15 protein-coding genes are annotated in these 16,734 nt (G+C 73.1%); 5 read left to right on the forward strand and 10 right to left on the reverse strand.

Features of this window, described 5'->3' with window-relative positions:
- Positions 1 to 453 precede the first annotated feature (453 nt).
- Positions 454 to 993 (forward strand): MarR family winged helix-turn-helix transcriptional regulator, encoded by a 540-nt coding sequence (locus L3X23_RS09540; RefSeq protein WP_237191856.1) that lies wholly within the window; start codon positions 454 to 456, stop codon positions 991 to 993.
- A gap of 75 nt (positions 994 to 1,068) precedes the next feature.
- On the opposite strand, the gene L3X23_RS09545 is transcribed toward L3X23_RS09540, so the two are convergent.
- Positions 1,069 to 1,914, reverse strand: coding sequence for a polysaccharide deacetylase family protein (locus tag L3X23_RS09545; protein WP_237191858.1), 846 nt, complete (start codon positions 1,912 to 1,914; stop codon positions 1,069 to 1,071).
- Between the two features lie 78 nt (positions 1,915 to 1,992).
- Between L3X23_RS09545 and L3X23_RS09550 the strand changes: the two genes are divergently transcribed.
- Positions 1,993 to 2,898 (forward strand): hypothetical protein, encoded by a 906-nt coding sequence (locus L3X23_RS09550; RefSeq protein ID WP_237191860.1) that lies wholly within the window; start codon positions 1,993 to 1,995, stop codon positions 2,896 to 2,898.
- Here L3X23_RS09550 and L3X23_RS09555 read toward each other — a convergent pair.
- Positions 2,895 to 3,317, reverse strand: a complete 423-nt coding sequence (locus L3X23_RS09555) for a hypothetical protein (RefSeq protein WP_237191862.1) — start codon at positions 3,315 to 3,317, stop codon at positions 2,895 to 2,897. The genes L3X23_RS09550 and L3X23_RS09555 overlap by 4 nt on opposite strands.
- A 52-nt stretch (positions 3,318 to 3,369) precedes the next feature.
- Positions 3,370 to 3,933, reverse strand: a complete 564-nt coding sequence (locus L3X23_RS09560) for an acyltransferase (RefSeq protein WP_237191863.1) — start codon at positions 3,931 to 3,933, stop codon at positions 3,370 to 3,372.
- A 112-nt stretch (positions 3,934 to 4,045) separates the two neighbouring features.
- On the opposite strand from L3X23_RS09560, the gene L3X23_RS09565 reads away from it, so the two are divergent.
- Both L3X23_RS09565 and L3X23_RS36090 read left to right on the forward strand, forming a co-directional pair.
- The gene (locus L3X23_RS09565; protein WP_237191864.1) at positions 4,046 to 5,614 is read left to right on the forward strand and encodes a lipopolysaccharide biosynthesis protein; all 1,569 of its coding nucleotides are present in this window, start codon (positions 4,046 to 4,048) and stop codon (positions 5,612 to 5,614) included.
- Between the two features lie 35 nt (positions 5,615 to 5,649).
- The gene (locus L3X23_RS36090) at positions 5,650 to 7,032 is read left to right on the forward strand and encodes a glycosyltransferase family 4 protein (RefSeq protein ID WP_093077693.1); all 1,383 of its coding nucleotides are present in this window, start codon (positions 5,650 to 5,652) and stop codon (positions 7,030 to 7,032) included.
- Positions 7,033 to 7,060: 28 nt separating this feature from the next.
- Here the strand turns inward: L3X23_RS36090 and L3X23_RS36095 are convergent, their stop codons facing one another.
- From L3X23_RS36095 to L3X23_RS09605, 7 genes are all read right to left on the reverse strand, one after another.
- Positions 7,061 to 8,056, reverse strand: coding sequence for a glycoside hydrolase family 16 protein (locus L3X23_RS36095; protein WP_237191865.1), 996 nt, complete (start codon positions 8,054 to 8,056; stop codon positions 7,061 to 7,063).
- A complete protein-coding gene (locus L3X23_RS09580) occupies positions 8,053 to 9,294 on the reverse strand; it encodes a glycosyltransferase family 2 protein (protein WP_237191866.1) in 1,242 nt (413 codons plus the stop codon). Before L3X23_RS09580 ends, L3X23_RS36095 begins: the two co-directional genes overlap by 4 nt.
- 32 nt (positions 9,295 to 9,326) lie before the next feature.
- Complete coding sequence (locus L3X23_RS09585) at positions 9,327 to 11,027, reverse strand: choline dehydrogenase (protein ID WP_237191867.1); 1,701 nt, start codon at positions 11,025 to 11,027, stop codon at positions 9,327 to 9,329.
- Positions 11,028 to 11,260: 233 nt separating this feature from the next.
- Positions 11,261 to 11,641 carry a hypothetical protein gene (locus tag L3X23_RS09590; protein WP_093077700.1) on the reverse strand — a complete coding sequence of 127 codons (381 nt, stop codon included), beginning with the start codon at positions 11,639 to 11,641 and terminating at the stop codon, positions 11,261 to 11,263.
- Positions 11,638 to 13,632 (reverse strand): hypothetical protein, encoded by a 1,995-nt coding sequence (locus tag L3X23_RS09595; RefSeq protein WP_237191875.1) that lies wholly within the window; start codon positions 13,630 to 13,632, stop codon positions 11,638 to 11,640. The genes L3X23_RS09590 and L3X23_RS09595 overlap by 4 nt, the downstream gene beginning before the upstream one ends.
- Positions 13,629 to 14,000 (reverse strand): hypothetical protein, encoded by a 372-nt coding sequence (locus L3X23_RS09600; protein WP_093077706.1) that lies wholly within the window; start codon positions 13,998 to 14,000, stop codon positions 13,629 to 13,631. Before L3X23_RS09600 ends, L3X23_RS09595 begins: the two co-directional genes overlap by 4 nt.
- A 160-nt stretch (positions 14,001 to 14,160) precedes the next feature.
- Positions 14,161 to 15,408 (reverse strand): glycosyltransferase family 2 protein, encoded by a 1,248-nt coding sequence (locus L3X23_RS09605; protein WP_237191877.1) that lies wholly within the window; start codon positions 15,406 to 15,408, stop codon positions 14,161 to 14,163.
- A 362-nt stretch (positions 15,409 to 15,770) separates the two neighbouring features.
- Here L3X23_RS09605 and L3X23_RS09610 point away from each other — a divergent pair, with 362 nt between their 5' ends.
- Entirely contained in the window at positions 15,771 to 16,673 is a 903-nt protein-coding gene (locus L3X23_RS09610) for a glycosyltransferase family A protein (RefSeq protein ID WP_237191879.1), read from the forward strand.
- Positions 16,674 to 16,734: the final 61 nt, after the last annotated feature.

The following is a 16,734-nucleotide window of genomic DNA, read 5'->3' on the forward strand; positions in this document are numbered from 1 at the left end:
CCAGGTTCCTGATGCTCCAGAACGGGGGCCGTCCGGTGCCCGATTCAGCAGGTTCCTGGACCACGCCAGGGAAGCAGCGTGGCCCAGGAACCTCATGACCCGGTGGTCGGATGGTCCGACCTGGAACGACAGGAATTCGGAATCATCCGGGACCTGAGCAGCGCGGCGTGACACCCTTGACCGGTCCTGCGCCGCCCGGAAAGCCGTGATGCCGAACCATCAGAAACCTGAGCAACGCGCCGCAACACCCCCACCCGGTCCAGCGCCACCAGGAAAGCCACGGCGCCGGACCATCCGGAACCTGAGCAAGTGCCGTCCGCCCTGCTCAGCGTCCTGTGCCGCGAGAACGAGTGGAGGCGGACGGTTTCGCACCCGAATCTCCGAAAACCTCTCGCGGACCGGTGCCGCCGGTCAGACTCCGGATCGGCGCAGCGGAACCGACGGGAGCAGACCATGCGGTACGACCACATCACCTTCAGCCACTGGCTCGCGATGGCGGCCGGAGCCTCGGACCGGGCCTTGGACCGGCGGCTCGTGCGGCACGGGTCCACGCGCACCACGTGGCGGATCCTCTCGCACCTCGCGGTGCGCAAGCAGGAGACGCAGGCGGATCTCGGGCGGCTGCTCGGCATCACGGCGCAGACCGCGTCCGACCATGTCCGTCGGCTCGAGATCGCCGAGACCATCCAGAAGTACCCGGATCCGTACGACCGGCGCAGCCACATCATCGAGATCACCGAGCACGGCCGGCGGGTCGCGGCCGAACTGCAGGCGGTGAGCGACGAGCACGAGCGGATGCTGCTCGCCTACTTCGACCCCGCCGAGGTCCTCAGGATCAGCACGAGGCTCGCGCGGCTCGTCGAACGTCTGGACGCGGAGGAGAGCACCTACCGCGCCGAGCGTCGCGAGGCCCTGGACAACCGGCGCCTCGACGAGCTCCTCGCCCGCCGCCGCGCCGCGGACCCGGATCTCGACGACGAGCACTCAGGCTGAGCGTCGCTCGAGGGTGGCCGAGAAGCCGCGGCCACTCGTCCTCGGCACGAGCCGAGCGACCGCGATCGAGCGCCCTCAGCGCGGGCCGAGGAACCACTCCTCCCAGTCGTCGAACGCGCCGTTCAGGGCGGCGCGGAAGACGAGCGGGCGGTCGATCCGGGTGATGAACGTGCGCGGGACGGTGTGGGCGGGTCGGGTGTCGACGGCCTGGGCGTACACGGTGCGGTAGACGCGGGCGGCGATCTCCCCGGCGGCGGGGGTCCAGTTGGCGGACTGGCCGAAGGGGATGGCGAACTCGTCGATCTCGTGGCCGAGCATCTTCTCCAGCCGCTCCCGCGACTCGACCAGCTCGCGCTCCGCGGCGGCCGGGTCGAGGCGGCCGAAGTCCGGGTGCGACGCCGAGTGGCTGGCCAGCGTGACCCCCGCCTGTTCGAGCCGGGCCAGGCCGTCCCAGTCCAGGACGTGCTCGTATCCCGCGGAGTGACCGCCGTCCGCCCACCCGCTGACGACGAACATCGTGGAGGGGACGCCGTGGTGCCGCAGGACCGGGACGGCGTTGTCCAGCACGCTGGTGGCGCCGTCGTCGAAGGTGATCGCGAGCTGTCGGCGCGCCGGGTCGGCGAGGACCTCGGCGGGCGTGGCGAAGGTCCAGCCGTCGTCGATCGCCAGCTGCAGGTGCTTCTCGAAGTCCGCGGGGCGGACGTCGTTCACGCCCCAGGAGTCCGTGCCGATGGAGTGGTAGGCCAGGATCCGACCGACGCCCGCGGAACGCGGCTTCTCGGTGCGGGTGCGGGTGCGGACCGACTCGTCGAGGGCGAGGCCCCAGCGTTCGGCGCGCATCCGACCGGCGACCGCGCAGCGGTACGCGAGCTGCGCCGCGGGGAGCTCGCCGACCTTGCTGCGCAGCGACTGGATGTCCACCCGAGCAACCCTAACGAGTGCCGCCGGTACCCTGGACCCGCCCCACCGACACGCGGGCGGGTGAGCCGAGAGGACACGATGGCCGAGCAGATCCCCCACGGCAACCGCCTGCACCGTCTCGTCGAGCACCTGCGCCACGGCGAGGGTGTCGTGCTCGCGACCGGCGCGGCGCGGCAGGCCGCGCGGGGTGTCCGGTCCGTGGTCCGGGTGGGAGACGCGGCGGGCCGGGCGCGGATGGTGCGCCTGCTCGCCGAGTCCGCCCTCGGGCGCGAGGAGGACCAGCGGCCCGCCTCGTCCGCCCGACCGTTCCGGGTGCCGGAGCTCGGCGACCGCATCGTCTGGCTGCGCCCGCGCTCGCGCGACCTGCGCGCCTTCCAGTTCCTCGCCGAGGGCCACCACATGCCGCCCGCGGACATGCCGGGCCCGGTCCGCCACATCGCGGTGTTCGGCGCCAACATCGGGCTGCTGCTCGCCGACCTGGCCGACGAGTACCCGGAGGCCCGCGTCCTGGGCGTCGAGCCGGACACGGACAACGCGGTGCTCGCCCGCCGCAACCTCGAACACCTCGGCGGGCGCGGGCGGATCGTCGAGACCGCGGTCTGGCACCGGGACGCCACGCTGCAGGTCGGCTGGGACCGGGACGCCTGGGGCGTGAACATCACCGACACCGCCCCCGAGCAGCCCCCGGCGGCGAGCGACGACAGCCTGCAGCCGCGGATCGAAGCGGCGGACGCGGGCCGGATCCTCGCGGACTGGACCGGCGGCGCGCCCGTCGACTACCTGCTGGTCAACGTGGAGAGCGCGTGGCAGGAGCTGCTCGCCCACGGCGACTGGGCGCGAGACGTCCGCTGCATCAAGGTCGAGATCTCCGACGCCCGCACCGTCGCGGTCGCCGACGAGGCCGTCCCGATGCTCGAGAAGCTCGGCTTCCGGGCCCGCCTGCAGACCCTGCCGTGGGGCGCCTTCGCGATCGGCCTGCGTTAGCGCTTGGCCCCGGCCAGGATGACGCCGGCCAGCAGGGCCGGGATCGTCCACTCGACGGCGTGGATCGTGGTCTCCGGCACCTCCTTGGACCCCATGACTGCGGTGCCCGCGGTGAGCCCGGCGGCGGCGGTCGTCAGGCCCACGCCGACGACGTTCGCGGTGCTCCGGCGGGTGGCCAGCTGCGCCACGCCGCCCAGGAACGTGGCGGCCAGGGCGGCGCGCGAGATCGGGGTCCACTTCGCCCAGCCCGCGCTGACCACGCGCTCGCGGTCGGCGGGGGTGCCCGCGGCGTCCGCGGCGGCGTTGAGTCCGGAGGCGCCCATCAGGGAGCCGCCGAACCAGGCCGCCGCCCCGACGTCACGCAAGGCCCTGGTCGCGGCGCCGAAGGCGGTGGTCCGGTCGGATGAGGTGCGGGCCATGTCTCTCCTCGGGGAGCGGGGAACGGTGCGGACGTACCGTAGCGACGGGCGCTCAGCGGACCCGGAGGCCCTCACCCGACCGCTCGTGCGCGGTGCCGCAGTCCGCGCACACCAGCGAGTCCCCGAGTCGTTCCCCGCACGCGCACACCCAGCCCTTCACCCGTGCCGGGTTGCCCGCCACGAACGCGTGCGCGGGCACCGAGCGGGTCACGACGGAACCGGCGGCGGCGAAGGCGTGCTCCCCGATCTCCGTCCCGCAGACGACGACGGTGCCCGCGCCGAGCGTCGCGCCGCGGCGGACCGTGGTCGGCAGGAGGGCATCTCCGCCGCGCTTGATCGCCGCCCGCGGCCGGAGATCGTTGGTGAACAGGACGTTCGGGCCGAGGAACACATCGTCCTCACAAGTCACCCGTTCGAACACGAGCGTGCCGTTCTTCACGGTGACGTTGTCACCGAGCACGGCGCCGCCCTCGACGAACGCGCCGTCGCAGATGTTGCAGTCCCGCCCGACGCGTGCACCCGGCAGGACGTGCGCGAACGCCCAGACCCGGGTCCCGGCACCGACGTCGTCGCTCTCGCACAGACCCTGCGGATGCACCCGCACCTGCTCGCTCATGGCGGGGACACTAGGTAACCCGGTCGGTGCACCCGGCAGAGGCCCCCGAGGGGGTGCCCACTACGCTCGTCAGGCCACGGTGGAGGCACCAGCACAGGCACGATCACATCGGGTGGGTAGCGCGGTAGTGGACTCCGACAACGAGCGGACGCAGAAGCTCCGGCGTACCGCCGTCTCGTGGGTGACCGGCCGCAACACCGCCCACCGCGACACGGGTCCCGGCGCCGACCCGTACGCGGACCCTGCGACCGAGCGGTTCGCCGCCGTCGTCCCGGCGCCCGGCGCGGCCGCGGCGACCGCGCCCGTGCCGATCGTCGAGCCGGCAGCCGGGTCGGAGCAGCCGAAGCGGAAGGGCCTGCTGCCCAGCCTGGAGCTGAACGCCTTCTCGCTGATGGCGGCCACCGGTATCACGGCCGTGGTCGGGCTGGGTTTCTGGGCGATCGCGGCCCGCCTGCCCGCGGCGGAGGTCGGCCGGTCCTCGGCCATCCTCTCCACGGCCACGATGTTCTCGCAGATCGCGGCCTCGAACGTCGGGCTGCTGTTCGGCCGTGTGCTCGCCTCGGCCCACGGACGCGGCAGGCGACTGGTGCTCGCGGGCTACGGCATCGCGACCGTGATCGCGCTGCTGCTCGGCTTCGGGTTCCTGCTGTTCTTCCCGCACCCCGAGCTGTTCCCGACGACCTGGGACCGGCTCGGTTTCCCGCTGCTCGTCGTGCTGCTGGCGCTGTCCACGCTGCAGGACTGGGTGCTCACCGGCCTGCGCAGGTCCACCTGGATCCCGCTGGAACAGCTGCTGTTCGCGCTCGGGAAGATGGGGCTGCTGATCCTGTTCGCCTCGCTGGCGTTCGAGAAGGGCATCCTGGTCGCCTGGGCGATCCCGATCATCGTGTTGCAGCTGGTGATCGCGCCCATCCTGTTCCTGCGGCTGCTGCCGCGCATCCCGCCGCCCGGCCCGGGCACTCCCCCCATGCCCGACCGCCGCGGGCTGCTGACGATCTTCCTCGCGGAGTACGCGACCGGCGCCGTCACCGTGGTGATCCCCCTGGTGCTGCCGCTGCTGGTCGTGGCCCGGCTCGGGACCGAGGCGAACGCCTACTACGCGCTCCCCTGGCTCGTCGCCGAGTCGTTCAGCCTGCTGATCTGGAACATCAGCTCGTCCTACGTCGTCGAGGCCAGCCACGACCGGCGCCAGCAGTGGGCGCTGATGCGGCGGACGTTCCGGCTGAGCTACGCGATCGGCGTCCTCGGCGTGCCCGCGCTGTTCTTCCTGGCGCCGTGGCTGTTGTCGATCCTGGGGGACGCCTACTCCGACGAGGGGACCTGGGTGCTGCGCTATGCGGTGCTCGCGATCCCCTTCACCATCGTCAACATGAACTTCATCAACACCTCCCGGCTGCGCAACCAGATGGGGCGCGTGGTCGTCCTGGAGGTGTTCACCGCGGCGCTCGTCATCGGGCTCGCGATCGTGCTGATGGACCGCATGGGGGTCGGGGGCGCCGGGCTGGCGTTCCTGCTCGCCCAGGCGCTCACCGCGGCCGTCGTCGCGGTGCCGCTGCTGCGGTACATCGCCACCCTGCGCCGCCAGGCGCGCGCCGAGGAGGAGGCCGCCCCCGACGGGGCGGAGGCCGACCTCGACGAACCGGGCGCCGAGCGTTCCGACCGACAGCCGGTCGAGCGCTGAGAGCCGGCGCGGAGAGACAGACGGGAGACCACGACGTGACCTGGCCGAACGGTGCGCTCCGGCTTCCGACCGGAGAGCGGCGCCTGCGCCTGCTCGTCGTGCTGCACAACCTCGGCATCGGCGGCAGCCAACGCAACTCCGTCGACCTCGCCGCGGGCGCCCGCGACCTCGGCCACGAGGTCCACATGGCCGGCCCGCCCGGCGTGCTCGAGGACGTCATCGCCGAGCAGGGCCTGCCCTTCGAGGCCATCGAGGAGCTGAGCCCGGACAACATCGCGCCCACCGCGCGCAGCGCCTACCGCCGCATGCGGGACGTGGTGCGCCGGGTGCAGCCCGACCTCGTGCACACCTACGAGCTCACCCCGTCGATCCTGATGTTCCTCGGCCCGCACCGCTCCGACGACGTGCCGATGACCATGACGATCAACAGCATGTCGGTGCCGGACTTCATGCCCGGCTCGATCCCGCTGCAGGTCTGCGGCCCGCTCATCGCCATGGAGACCCGCGAGCGCAGCGGCTCGATCGGGATCCTGGAGATCCCCACGGACGTCGTCGGGCAGTACCCGGGCTACCCCGGGGGAGACGACTTCCGCGCCGAGATGGGCGTGAAGCCGGACGAGATCATGGTCGTCGCGGTCAGCCGGTTCGCCCGCGCCCTCAAGCAGGAGGGCCTGGAGACGGCGATCCGCGCGGCCGGGCGCCTCGCGGCGCGCTACCCGGTCCGGCTCGTGCTGGTCGGCGACGGCCCCGCGATGCCCGAGCTGCAGGCCCTGGCCGCGGCGGTGAACGCCCGCGCGGGCCGCGAGGTCGTCACGCTGCCCGGGCTGCGGGTGGACCCGCGCCCGGCCTACGAGTCGGCGGACATCGCGCTCGGCATGGGCGGCTCCGTGCTGCGGGCCATGGCCTTCGGCAAGCCGTGCATCGTGCAGGGTGAGCACGGGTTCTTCAAGGTCCTGGACCGCCGCTCGGCGCGCGAGTTCCGGTGGCACGGGTTCTACGGCATCGGGGACGGCGGCACCGGCGAGGACGTCCTCGTCCGCGAGTTCGAGTCGCTGCTGGCGGACCCGGTGCGGCGGCGGACGAACGCCGCCTTCGCCCTGGAGCTGGTCCGGCGGCACTACAGCCTGCAGCACGCCCTCGACGTCCAGCTGGCCTGGTACCGCAAGGCCCTCGCCGAGCACGTGAAGCCCTCCCGGGCCGAGATCGCGCGCACGATCGCGGGCGTCGGCAGCTACTTCGCGGGCCGGGCGGCCGGGCGGATCCGCCCGGACACGTTCAACAGCTCCGAGCGCATCGGCCCCGGCATCGCGGCACCCGTCCCGGCCTGGTTCGACCCGGACCTGGACACCGACACGGGCAGCATCGACATCGCCAACGCCAGAACCCTGAAGATGCCCGCGGCCCGCCGCCCGCAGTAACCCCGCAGTAACCCCGCAGTGGGGCGGATCAGCGGAGCGGGTACTCCTTGATCCAGTCCACCTGCATCTCGGACTCCCGCACGTTGTCGGGGTCGCCGTTCTCCGGGAACCAGTCCAGCTGGATCGTCAGGTGCATCGGCCGCGGCGGGAGGTGGCTCTTGTCCTCGTTGCGGTACCACTCCTGGCCGTCGAGGTAGGCCACGATGTGGTCGGGGGTCCACTCGACGGCCCAGTTGTGCCACTGGGTGGCGTCGACGGCGACCTCGCCGTGGTCCTGGTTGTTGTTGCGCCCGTAGTGCAGGAAGAACTCGACGCTCTGCCGCGACGAGTCGGTGGCCTCCATGAAGTCCACCTCGCCGCCGCGCGGCCAGTCCTCCGCGTCCGGCCACAGCAGGAGCAACGCGTGGTAGGTCGGGTCGCTCTCCGGCAGCCGGACCCGGCCCTCCCAGCGCCCGTACATCTGCCCCGGGTACAGCGCCATGCCGCCGGTGTTGCCGTCGGAGTCGCCCGTGATGGTCAGGATGCCGTCCCGCACGCTGATCGCGTCCGGGGTGCGGCGGCCGTTGCCGTCGTGGCCCTGGCCGTTGTACAGGTTCCAGCCCTGCGGGCGCGGGCCGTCGAACTCGTCGACCCGGCTCGGCTCACCCCAGCCCAGCAGCGTCGCCGCGCTGGTCTCGGTGCCCGCGCTCGGGGTCTCCGTGGTCGACGTCGGGCCCGGCGGCTCGGCGGGCTGCGGCCGCGCCTGCTCCGACCCCGGCCGGGAGAGCAGCACGGCGATCAGCGCCACGATCGCGACCAGGGCGACGCCGCTGACGACGTAGAGCGTCCTGCGGGACACCGTTCGCGGCGGCGCCTCGTCGACGACCGGCTGCGGCGTGGTGCCGGGGCCGGTCCAGTCCGTCGACGTCGGCTCGGCGGGCGGCACCGGCGTGGTGCGCTCCCCCGGGTCGGACGTCTGCGGGTCGGGTTTCTGGTGCTCGAGGGGCCCGGTCGGCTGCTCCGGCGGCTCGGGCGGGGTCGTCACTGGTTCTCAGTCCCCATCGGAGAGAGTCGGGGGATCCGCCCGCCGGACCGGCGGGCGGCGCGCCTGCCACGGACGTAGGCGGTGCTACCGTCCGCGATCCAGGTGATGCGCTCGCGCAGGCTGCCCGCCGCCATGCCGTCTCCGGCGGTGGCCTCGCGGTCGCCGATCTGGCGGAACTGCGCGACGGCGGCGGGGAGCCGCTTCGCCGCCATCAGGCCCGCCTTCGGGTCCAGCGCGATCTTGGTGAGGAACCCGCCCAGGCCCATCGAGTAGCCCCGCAGCTGGCTGCGCAGCTCCTCGGGCGAGGAGCGGTGGTGGTGCCACACGTAGGCGCCCGGGTCGTAGCCGACCTGGTGGCCCGCGAGCACGAGCCGGACCATGAACTCGCAGTCCTCGCCGCCGCGGGTCGGGGCGCCCGCGCCGAGCGCCTCGTCGAACCCGCCGACCGCCCGCGCGATGTCCGCCCGGACGGCGAAGTTCGCGCCGATGCCGAACAGGCCCGGCGAGAACGGGAAGATCGCGGAGTCCTCGGGCGGGTCCGCCAGCGAGTAGCGGCGCGACTCGAACCCGCGGTTCCAGACGAGGGCCCGCTCCGCCGCGAGCTCCTCCTCGGTCTCCAGCCGCGCCCCGACGACCGGGCCGCTCACGCAGGCCAGCCCGGGCTCGGCCGCGAACACCGCGGCGATCCGCGAGGCCCAGCGGCCGTCCACCTCGGTGTCGTCGTCGGTGAAGGAGACGAGCGCGGTGGCCGCCTCGCGCAGGCCCCGGTTGCGCCCCACGGACAGGCCCCGTCGCGCCTCGCGGACGTACACCACGCCGCGGTCCGCGAACTCCTCGGCGACGCGCTGCGTGGCGTCGTCGACGGGGTCGTTGTCCACGACGACCACCGTGACAGCCGGGTGGTCCCCGGCGACGACCGCGGCGAGGCTCTTCCGGAGGCTCTCCGCCCGCCCCCGGGTCGCGATCACGACGGTCAGCGGCTCGGCGGAGTCCGGCAGCGCCGTCTCCTCCCCCGAGTCCTCGCCGATCTGCGCGTCGATCGCCGCCCGCACCGTCGACGTCGTCGCGCGGCCACCGACGAGCCCGACGGTGATCAGCCCGACGGGCACGTCCCCGGCGGTCACGAGCAGCCGGGCGGCCGAGTAGCGCGGGTCGACCGCGAGGTCGAGCGCGTCAGGGCCCAGGGCCCGTCGGTCCACCCGGCCCACCCAGGCCGGTGCCCGCTGGGGCAGTTCCATCGAGCAGTCCTCCGAGGTGGGGGTGGGTGTTGTCAGGCCGAGCCGACCGGGCTCACGACCGCGTCCGGGGCCGCGGACGGCCGCGCCTGCGACACGACCTCGGGCCGGGCGAGCCGCACCGCTTCCAGCGGGGTGTTGCCGAGGATCATGTCGGAGGCCTTCTCGGCCACCATGAGGGTCGGCGCGTAGGTCTGGGTGTTGGTGACGGTCGGGAAGACCGACGCGTCGACGACCCGCAGGCCCTCCAGCCCGTGCACCCGCATCGACGAGGGGTCGACGACGTCGTCCGCCGTGGTCCCCATCCGGACGCTGCCGGTGGGGTGCAGACCCGTCTGCGCCGCCTCCGCGACCCAGGCGATCAGCTCCTCGTCCGTCTGCACCGCCGGGCCGGGGACGACCTCCCCGCCGTCGACGCCCGCGAACGCAGGCTGCGACATGATGTCCCGCGCGATCCGGATCGCCTTGACCCAGTCGTCCCGGTCCCGCTGGTTGTCCAGGTAGTTGAACACGATCCGCGGGTGCTGGGTGGGGTCGGCGGACTTCAGCGTGACGCTGCCGCGCGAGCGCGCCGCCATGGTGCCCACGTGCACCTGGTACCCGTGCCCGTCCACGATGCGCTTCTCGTCGAACTTCATCGCCATGGCGGCGAAGCCGATGATCACGTCCGGGAAGGCCATGTCGTCGTTGCTGCGGATGAACCCGGCGGCCTCGAACATGTTGCTGGTGGCGGGCCCGCGGCCGGCGAGCCACTGCAGGCCCATCTTCGGCCAGTTCTTCTTGTCCTTCATGTGCACCATCGAGATGGGCTGGGTACACGAGTGCTGGACCTGGACCGCGAGGTGGTCCTCGAGGTTGTAGCCGACGCCGCGCAGCTCGTGCAGCGGCGCGACACCCACGGCGGCCAGCTCGTCCGGCCTGCCGACGCCGGAGAGCTGCAGCAGCTGCGGGGTGTTGAAGGCCCCGCCGGACAGGACGATCTCCTTCGCCCGGACGATCCGCTCGCCGTCCGAGGTCCGGTAGGTCACGCCGACGGCGCGGTTCCCGGAGAAGATCACCTGGGTGGCCAGGGCGTGGGTGCGCACCTCGAGGTTGGGGCGGCCCATCACCGGGTGCAGGTAGGCCTGCGACGACGACTGGCGGCGGCCGCGGCGGATGTTGCGGTCGAACGCCGCGAACCCCTCCTGCACCGCGCCGTTGAGGTCGGCGGTGAGGTTGTAGCCGGCCTGCTGGGCGGCCTCGAAGAACAGCGAGAACAGCGGGTGGTCGGCGGGGGCCTTCTCGACGGTCTGCAGCCCGCCCCGGCCGCGGTACTCGTTCCCGCCGAAGCTCAGCGAGTCCTCGATGCGCTTGAAGTACGGGAGGACGTGCTCGTAGTCCCACGCCTCGTCCCCGGTGACCCGGGCCCACTCGTCGAAGTTCGCCGGGTGGCCGCGCACGAACGTCATGGCGTTGATGGAGCCGGAGCCGCCGAGCAGCTTGCCGCGGGGCTGGTCCATGCGCCGGTTGTTCATGAACGGCTCGGGCTCGGACTGGAAGTGCCAGTTGTGCGACTCGCTCGCGATGGCGAGGCCCATCGCGGCGGGCATGTGGGTGAAGACGTCCCAGAAGGGATCCGACTTGCCCGCCTCCAGGAGGAGTACCCGGTTCGCCGGGTCGGCGCTGAGACGGTTCGCCAGGACGCACCCGGCGGCCCCGCCACCGACGACGACGAAGTCGTAGACCTGATCCGACATGGGGTTGGAAGCCCTCCCTGGACAAGAACTGCAGCTGCTGCGATCGATGCCCCCCGCGGTTCGGCGGTTGCGGTTCACCCGAACCGCCGAATCGGCAGCGGCGTCACGATATCGCGCGGCGATCGACGTCCCGCGGCGGGACGTGCCACTGCTGACCGACATCCTCGTCGAGAGCCTTGTTACCGCCCCGGGTGGGGCGTCGGTGCTGGTGGGCGCCGGTTTCCCGGCGTTCGTCAGGGGCCCGCGGCCGTGCCCGCGGGCGGGACCGCGGGGGCCTGGGCGGGGTTGCCGTGCTCGTCGACGGGCGCGTTCGGGTCGGCCGGAGGCGCGTTCGGGGCGACGACCGGTCGCGGCTGGTCCAGCGGCAGGCCCGTGACGGGGTCCGTCCGGTGCACCACGGCGTCGAACACCTGCTGGCCGCCCTGGATCCAGAGCATCCCGGCCACCAGGCAGACCATGACGACCGAGGCGCCGGTGAGCGCGCGGATGCGGCCCGGGGTGCGGGTCAGCCTCCCGCGGCTGCTCTCCACCACCCAGGCCCGGACGCCGAGCACGACCAGCAGGCCGAAGAACGACAGCCACACCCAGCGGTCGAAGGAGGGGTCCAGGGTCATCCCGGCCTCCCCTGCGTGGTCGCGTCGATCACCGGTGCGCCCGTCTTGCGGAGCACGAAGTCGTACGGGTCGTCCGGGTGCTGGAACCACATGTAGTACTGGCCGCTCGCGGTCAGCGCGTTCGCGAGGTCCAGCGACCAGCCGGGCTTGTTGAGGAACAGGTGCACGCCCTGGGCCTCGATGTCCCGGAAGTTCACGATCACGTCGGGGTTGATCTGGGCGATGCAGGACAGCATCTGCTCCTGGGTGCCCGCCGCCGCGATCCGGCCGCAGCCCTCGATGCCGCCGCCGCGGCCGAAGCTGGTGAGCCCCTCGATGGCGAACGGCCCGGGGTCGGACAGCGGCATGACGTTCTGCCCGGGCGGCGTGGTGGCCACCACCTGCCGGTACATCTCCGCGTCCCGCGGGTAGACGACCTGGTAGGAGTCGTTGCCGCCGCGGAGGAAGATCAGGATCGCGAAGAGCGCGACCATGCCCACCGCGAGCACCGGGCGCATCCAGCCCCGCCACCGCACCAGGAAGCGCAGCAGGTCCGCGCCCAGGATGGTGAGGATCGGCAGGCCGAACAGCAGGATCCGGAGGAAGCCCTCGCCGCCGTAGCCCTGCGCGGCGAAGCCCATCGGGACGACCGCGAGGCCGATCGGCACCAGGTCCCGCCTGCGGCGCCAGTAGATGATCGCGCCGAGGAAGCCCAGGCCGTAGGACAGCGCGGCGATGAGGAACCGGCCGTACTTGACCACCTGCTGCCCGAAGTCGCCGGTCAGCCGGTCGCCCACGCCGGACTCCAGCGCGGCGCCGGTGTTGCCGTCGCCGATGAACAGGGTGATCTGGTTCATCCAGATGTCCCGCGCGGCGATCAGGATGAACAGGACGACGCCGATGATCCCGATCAGCACCAGACCGCGGCCCCGGTAGCGGCCGACGATCGCGAGCAGGGCCAGCTGGCCCAGGATCGCGAACGGCGTGAGCTGGTGGGCCGGGATGACCGCGAGGATGCACAGCGCGGCGCAGAAGTACACGAGCAGCAGCTGGCGCGGCGGCAGCGTCGGCCGGTTCGGCGGGGTCCCCGCCGACACCAGCCACCGGTGCCACAGCGGCAGCCGTTTCGCGCCCAGGTGGGGCGCGGGCCAGCCCGGGGCGCCGCTGGGGTCCGTCCGGCGGGTGGCCAGCGGGCCGAGCGCGAAGGTCAGCACCGTGAGCAGCAGGCAGATGCCCGTGGCCTGCGGCGAGAAGTAGTCCTGCTCGATCCAGTTGAGGCCGACGAACAGCCAGGCCGCGGCCCACGGGGCGCGGGTGCCCCCGAGCATCGAGCGGGCCAGCGCGTAGATCCCGATCGCCCACACCGTGACGACGGCGGGCGGGAACCAGCGCAGCACCACGTCCAGCTGGTCGGCGCCCGCGGCCTCGCGGAACCACGCCCACTGGGCGAAGAACGCGGGCCAGGAGAACCGGGCGTCGAGACCCTGGGGCGGCACGCCGTTGGCGACCGCGACCGCGTCGACGAAGCCGGTGATGGTCCAGGCGGTGCCGAAGCGCGCGGCGGGCTGGATCACCGACGGCAGACCCGTCGAGCACAGGATCAGCACGCCGGTGGCGGCGCCGAGCATCGGGATGCGCGGCCTGCGGGCGTAGAGCTCGGAGAGGCAGGCGCCGATGGCGAACAGCAGTGCCGCCCAGGCCGCCGGGCCGAGGACCTTGGCCAGGCCCCAGCCGTCCAGCGCGTCGAGGTCGGTGGTCGCGGTGGCCAGCGGCAGCATGGCGAGCGCGAGCACGGCGAGGACCGGGGAGAGCCAGCGGTCCAGCAGCGGCCGGTTCCGCTCGACCCAGGTGGGGGTCGGCGGGTCCTCGGCGGGCGGCGCCGGGATGACCGGCAGTGCGGTCGTCGGCGGGTCCGCCACGTCCCGCGGCGGCCGGAGCGGGCCGAGGATCTGGGTCTCCTCCGCGCTCGGGGAGCCGTTCCCTGCTCCCTTGCGGGTGTCCTGTGTCGTCACTGGGCGACCACCGCGTGGCGCAGCAGGAAGGGCACGCTGAGTCCGGTCACGATGTAGAGCATCAGGTCGGGGTGCCACCAGGTCGCGCTGACCATGATCTGGGCGGCGAGCAGGGTGGTGGCGATGCCGACGCCGAGCGTCAGCAGCCACATGTGGGCCGCCGGGGCGCGGCGCAGGAAGCCCGCCGCCGCCCAACCCGGGCCCAGCAGCAGGAACCCGATCGTCACGGCCAGCCGGAGACCGGAACCGCCTGCCACGTCGAACAGGGCCAGCAGGCAGGCCGTGACGCCCGCGAGGACGAGCATGACCGCGACGCCGCGCCGCGCCGTGCGGGCGCGTGTCAGCTCCGCAGCGGTTGGCATGCTCACCGCGTGACTCCGTTCCTGGCCGGCCCGAGCCGGTCGTTCCAGTGTTCTCCGCCCCGGCGGTAGGGCGTGGGCCCCGGCGTCCCCGCCGGGGTCCACGATCGTTCGACCGCCCGCCACGAGTATGACGGGCGGCCCGCCGCCGCCGGAGGGGAGGCCCCCGTCAGGAGGCCTCCTCCTCGAGGGCGTAACGCGCGTCGACGGCCTCGCGCTGCGCCGCCGCGCGGTCGGGCGCGGGGCGGTCGGATCCGACGGCCGGGCGGTTGACCGGGCGCGGCGAGGGGCGCTGCGCCGGACGCGGCCCGGCGACCGGGGTGACGTCCTCGGTGGGGCTGACCGCGGTGAAGTGCGCGGTCACCGGCTCGGTGGTGGGCGGGACGGGCAGCGTGTCCCGCTCCGGCCGGTGGTGCGGGCGCGGTGCGCCCAGCCCGTCCTGCGGCGCGAAGCCGTTCTGCGGGGCGAAGCCGTTCGCCACGGCGTGGCCGTTCGAGACGCTGTGCCCGTTCGACACGGCGTGCCCGTTCGACACCGCGTGCCCGTTCGGGGCGGCGTGTCCGTTCTGGACCGCGTGCCCGTTGCGGGCGGGGTGTCCGTCGCGGACCGGGGGCTGCGTGGGGCGCGGGGCCGGAGCCATCCGGGCGGCGGGCTGCTCGGCCTTCTGCTCGGTCTTCTTCGAGGCCCGGCGACGCTCGGCGGCCAGGGTGCGCAGCACCCGGGTGCCGTCGGCGAAGGTCCGCAGGTTGGTGTCGCCGAACATCCGCTCGCGCTCGTAGGACGGCACCTCGGTCACCCGCAGGTCCGCGGCCGCGACGCGGCAGGCGAGCACGGTCTCGATCTCGAAGCCGTCCCCCCACAGCATCGACCCGTCCCCCGGTGCTGGAGCGTCCACCGCCGGCAGCTCCAGGAGCGGCAACAGGTCCGCCCAGAAGGCGTTGTACCCGTAGCAGAGGTCCGAGTGGCGCGTGCCGAACAGCATGTTGGCCACGCCGTTGAGCCCGGCGTTCCCGCTGCGCCGCAGCAGGGTGATGTCGTCGCTCCCGCCGCCGCGAGCGAAGCGCGTGCCCTTCGCGAAGTCCGCGCCGTCGACCAGCGCCTGCACGAACGCCGGGATCTCCGCCGGGTCGGCCGAGCCGTCGGCGTCGAACATCACGATGATGTCCCCCGTGGCGGCCGCGAAGCCGCACGCCATCGCGTTGCCCTTGCCCTTGCGGGTCTGCTCGACGATCCGCACCCACGGGAGCACCCGCCGGGCGGTCTCGATCGTGCCGTCCACGGAGTTGCCGTCGACCACGATGATCTCGTGGACCGCGGGTCGCACGGCCGCGATCGCCGGCAGCACCACCTGGAGGTTGCGCGCCTCGTTCCGCGTCGGCACCACCACGGACACCGTCGGTTGCTGACTGCGCTGCATCGCAGTTGTCCCCCTCATCGCACGTCGGGTGCGTCTGTACTGACGTCTTGGCGTCCGACTACTGCAGGTCGTGCTGTCACCCGTTTCCTCGTCATCGAACGGGTTATCTGACGACCACCGGAAAGCGTTACGTGACCTGTGCTGTGCGACACGTCCGCGCTGTCACCCGATCGGACCGACGCCGGCCACCCGACCGTGACTCCCCGATGGTGGGCCTGGTCCGGATGCACGACCCGAACCTTACGGACAGTGCGCCCGTCACACCGACCCGGGGGCCCGCCGGGACCGCTCGGTAGAGTGTCGGACCATGCGATCGCAGCGCCCGTGCCCCCGCCCCGACCTGCGCACACGGTGAGCCCGCAGTGACGGCGGGCGGACCGGTCGGGCCGGTTCCGGGCCTGGCCCCCGCGGTGTCGGTGGTCGCGGCCATCACGGACGGCGACGAGCACCTCGGCGAGACCATCGGTTCCGTGCTCGACCAGACCGAACGGGACTTCGAGCTGGTGCTGTTCGACAACGCCAGCCGGGACCGCACGTTCGAGGTCATGCGCAGCTTCTCCGACCCCCGCATCCGGATCACCCGCAGCGGGGAGCGCCTGCCGCGCAGCGAGGCCCGCAACCGGGCACTGCGGTTCAGCTCCGGAGAGCTGGTCAAGACGATCGTCGACGGTGACCTCCTGCACCCCCGCTGCCTGGAGCTGCAGAGCCAACCGCTGCTCGACGACCCGGGCCTCGCGCTCGTCGCGGCGCGCAGGCACGTCGTCGACGACCGCAGCCGGGTCCTGGTCCCCCGGCGCGGGCTCAACGGGCTGATCGGCACGCGCAGCGGGGACGAGGTGGCCCGCAAGATCGTGCGGGGCCGGGCGAACCTCATCGGGGACGCGTGCAACGTGCTGTTCCGCCGGGAGAGCATCGACGCGGCGGGCGGCTGGCGCGGCCGTCGGGACGAGCTGCTCGACCTGGACTGCTGGTTGCGCCTGCTCCACCACGGGGACTTCCTCGGCAGGCCGGAGCCGCTCGCCGCCGTCCGGATGAACGGCGTGTCCGGCCAGCCCGGCTACGCCGACCGGGTCGCGGGCGAGCACCACGCGATCGTCGCCGAGCTCTCGGGGTCCTCCGCCTACCAGGTCCGCGTCGCGGACCGCGCGATCGGCGCGGTCACCGCCCCGCTCGGCGCGCTGCGCCGCGCCGGGCTGGGGATCGTCGCGGGCCGGTCGGCCAAGCGGGCGGAGAAGGAACGGGAGCGCGAGCTCGCGGACGCCTGATCGGTGCACGTGGCGAGCAGACACCCGGCCGCGGCGGCACACTCCACCCGTTCGTGACCGG

Source organism: Pseudonocardia sp. WMMC193 (assembly GCF_021728735.1).
Lineage (GTDB): Bacteria > Actinomycetota > Actinomycetes > Mycobacteriales > Pseudonocardiaceae > Pseudonocardia > Pseudonocardia oroxyli.

Excerpts from the sequence above, each read along its gene's own strand:
- L3X23_RS09540 (WP_237191856.1), top strand. The coding sequence starts at position 454 with ATGCGGTACGACCACATCACCTTCAGCCACTGGCTCGCGATGGCGGCC.
- L3X23_RS09560 (WP_237191863.1), bottom strand. The coding sequence starts at position 3,933 with ATGAGCGAGCAGGTGCGGGTGCATCCGCAGGGTCTGTGCGAGAGCGAC.
- L3X23_RS09590 (WP_093077700.1), bottom strand. The coding sequence starts at position 11,641 with ATGACCCTGGACCCCTCCTTCGACCGCTGGGTGTGGCTGTCGTTCTTC.
- L3X23_RS09605 (WP_237191877.1), bottom strand. The coding sequence starts at position 15,408 with ATGCAGCGCAGTCAGCAACCGACGGTGTCCGTGGTGGTGCCGACGCGG.
- L3X23_RS09585 (WP_237191867.1), bottom strand. The coding sequence starts at position 11,027 with ATGTCGGATCAGGTCTACGACTTCGTCGTCGTCGGTGGCGGGGCCGCC.
- L3X23_RS09550 (WP_237191860.1), top strand. The coding sequence starts at position 1,993 with ATGGCCGAGCAGATCCCCCACGGCAACCGCCTGCACCGTCTCGTCGAG.
- L3X23_RS09580 (WP_237191866.1), bottom strand. The coding sequence starts at position 9,294 with ATGGAACTGCCCCAGCGGGCACCGGCCTGGGTGGGCCGGGTGGACCGA.
- L3X23_RS09555 (WP_237191862.1), bottom strand. The coding sequence starts at position 3,317 with ATGGCCCGCACCTCATCCGACCGGACCACCGCCTTCGGCGCCGCGACC.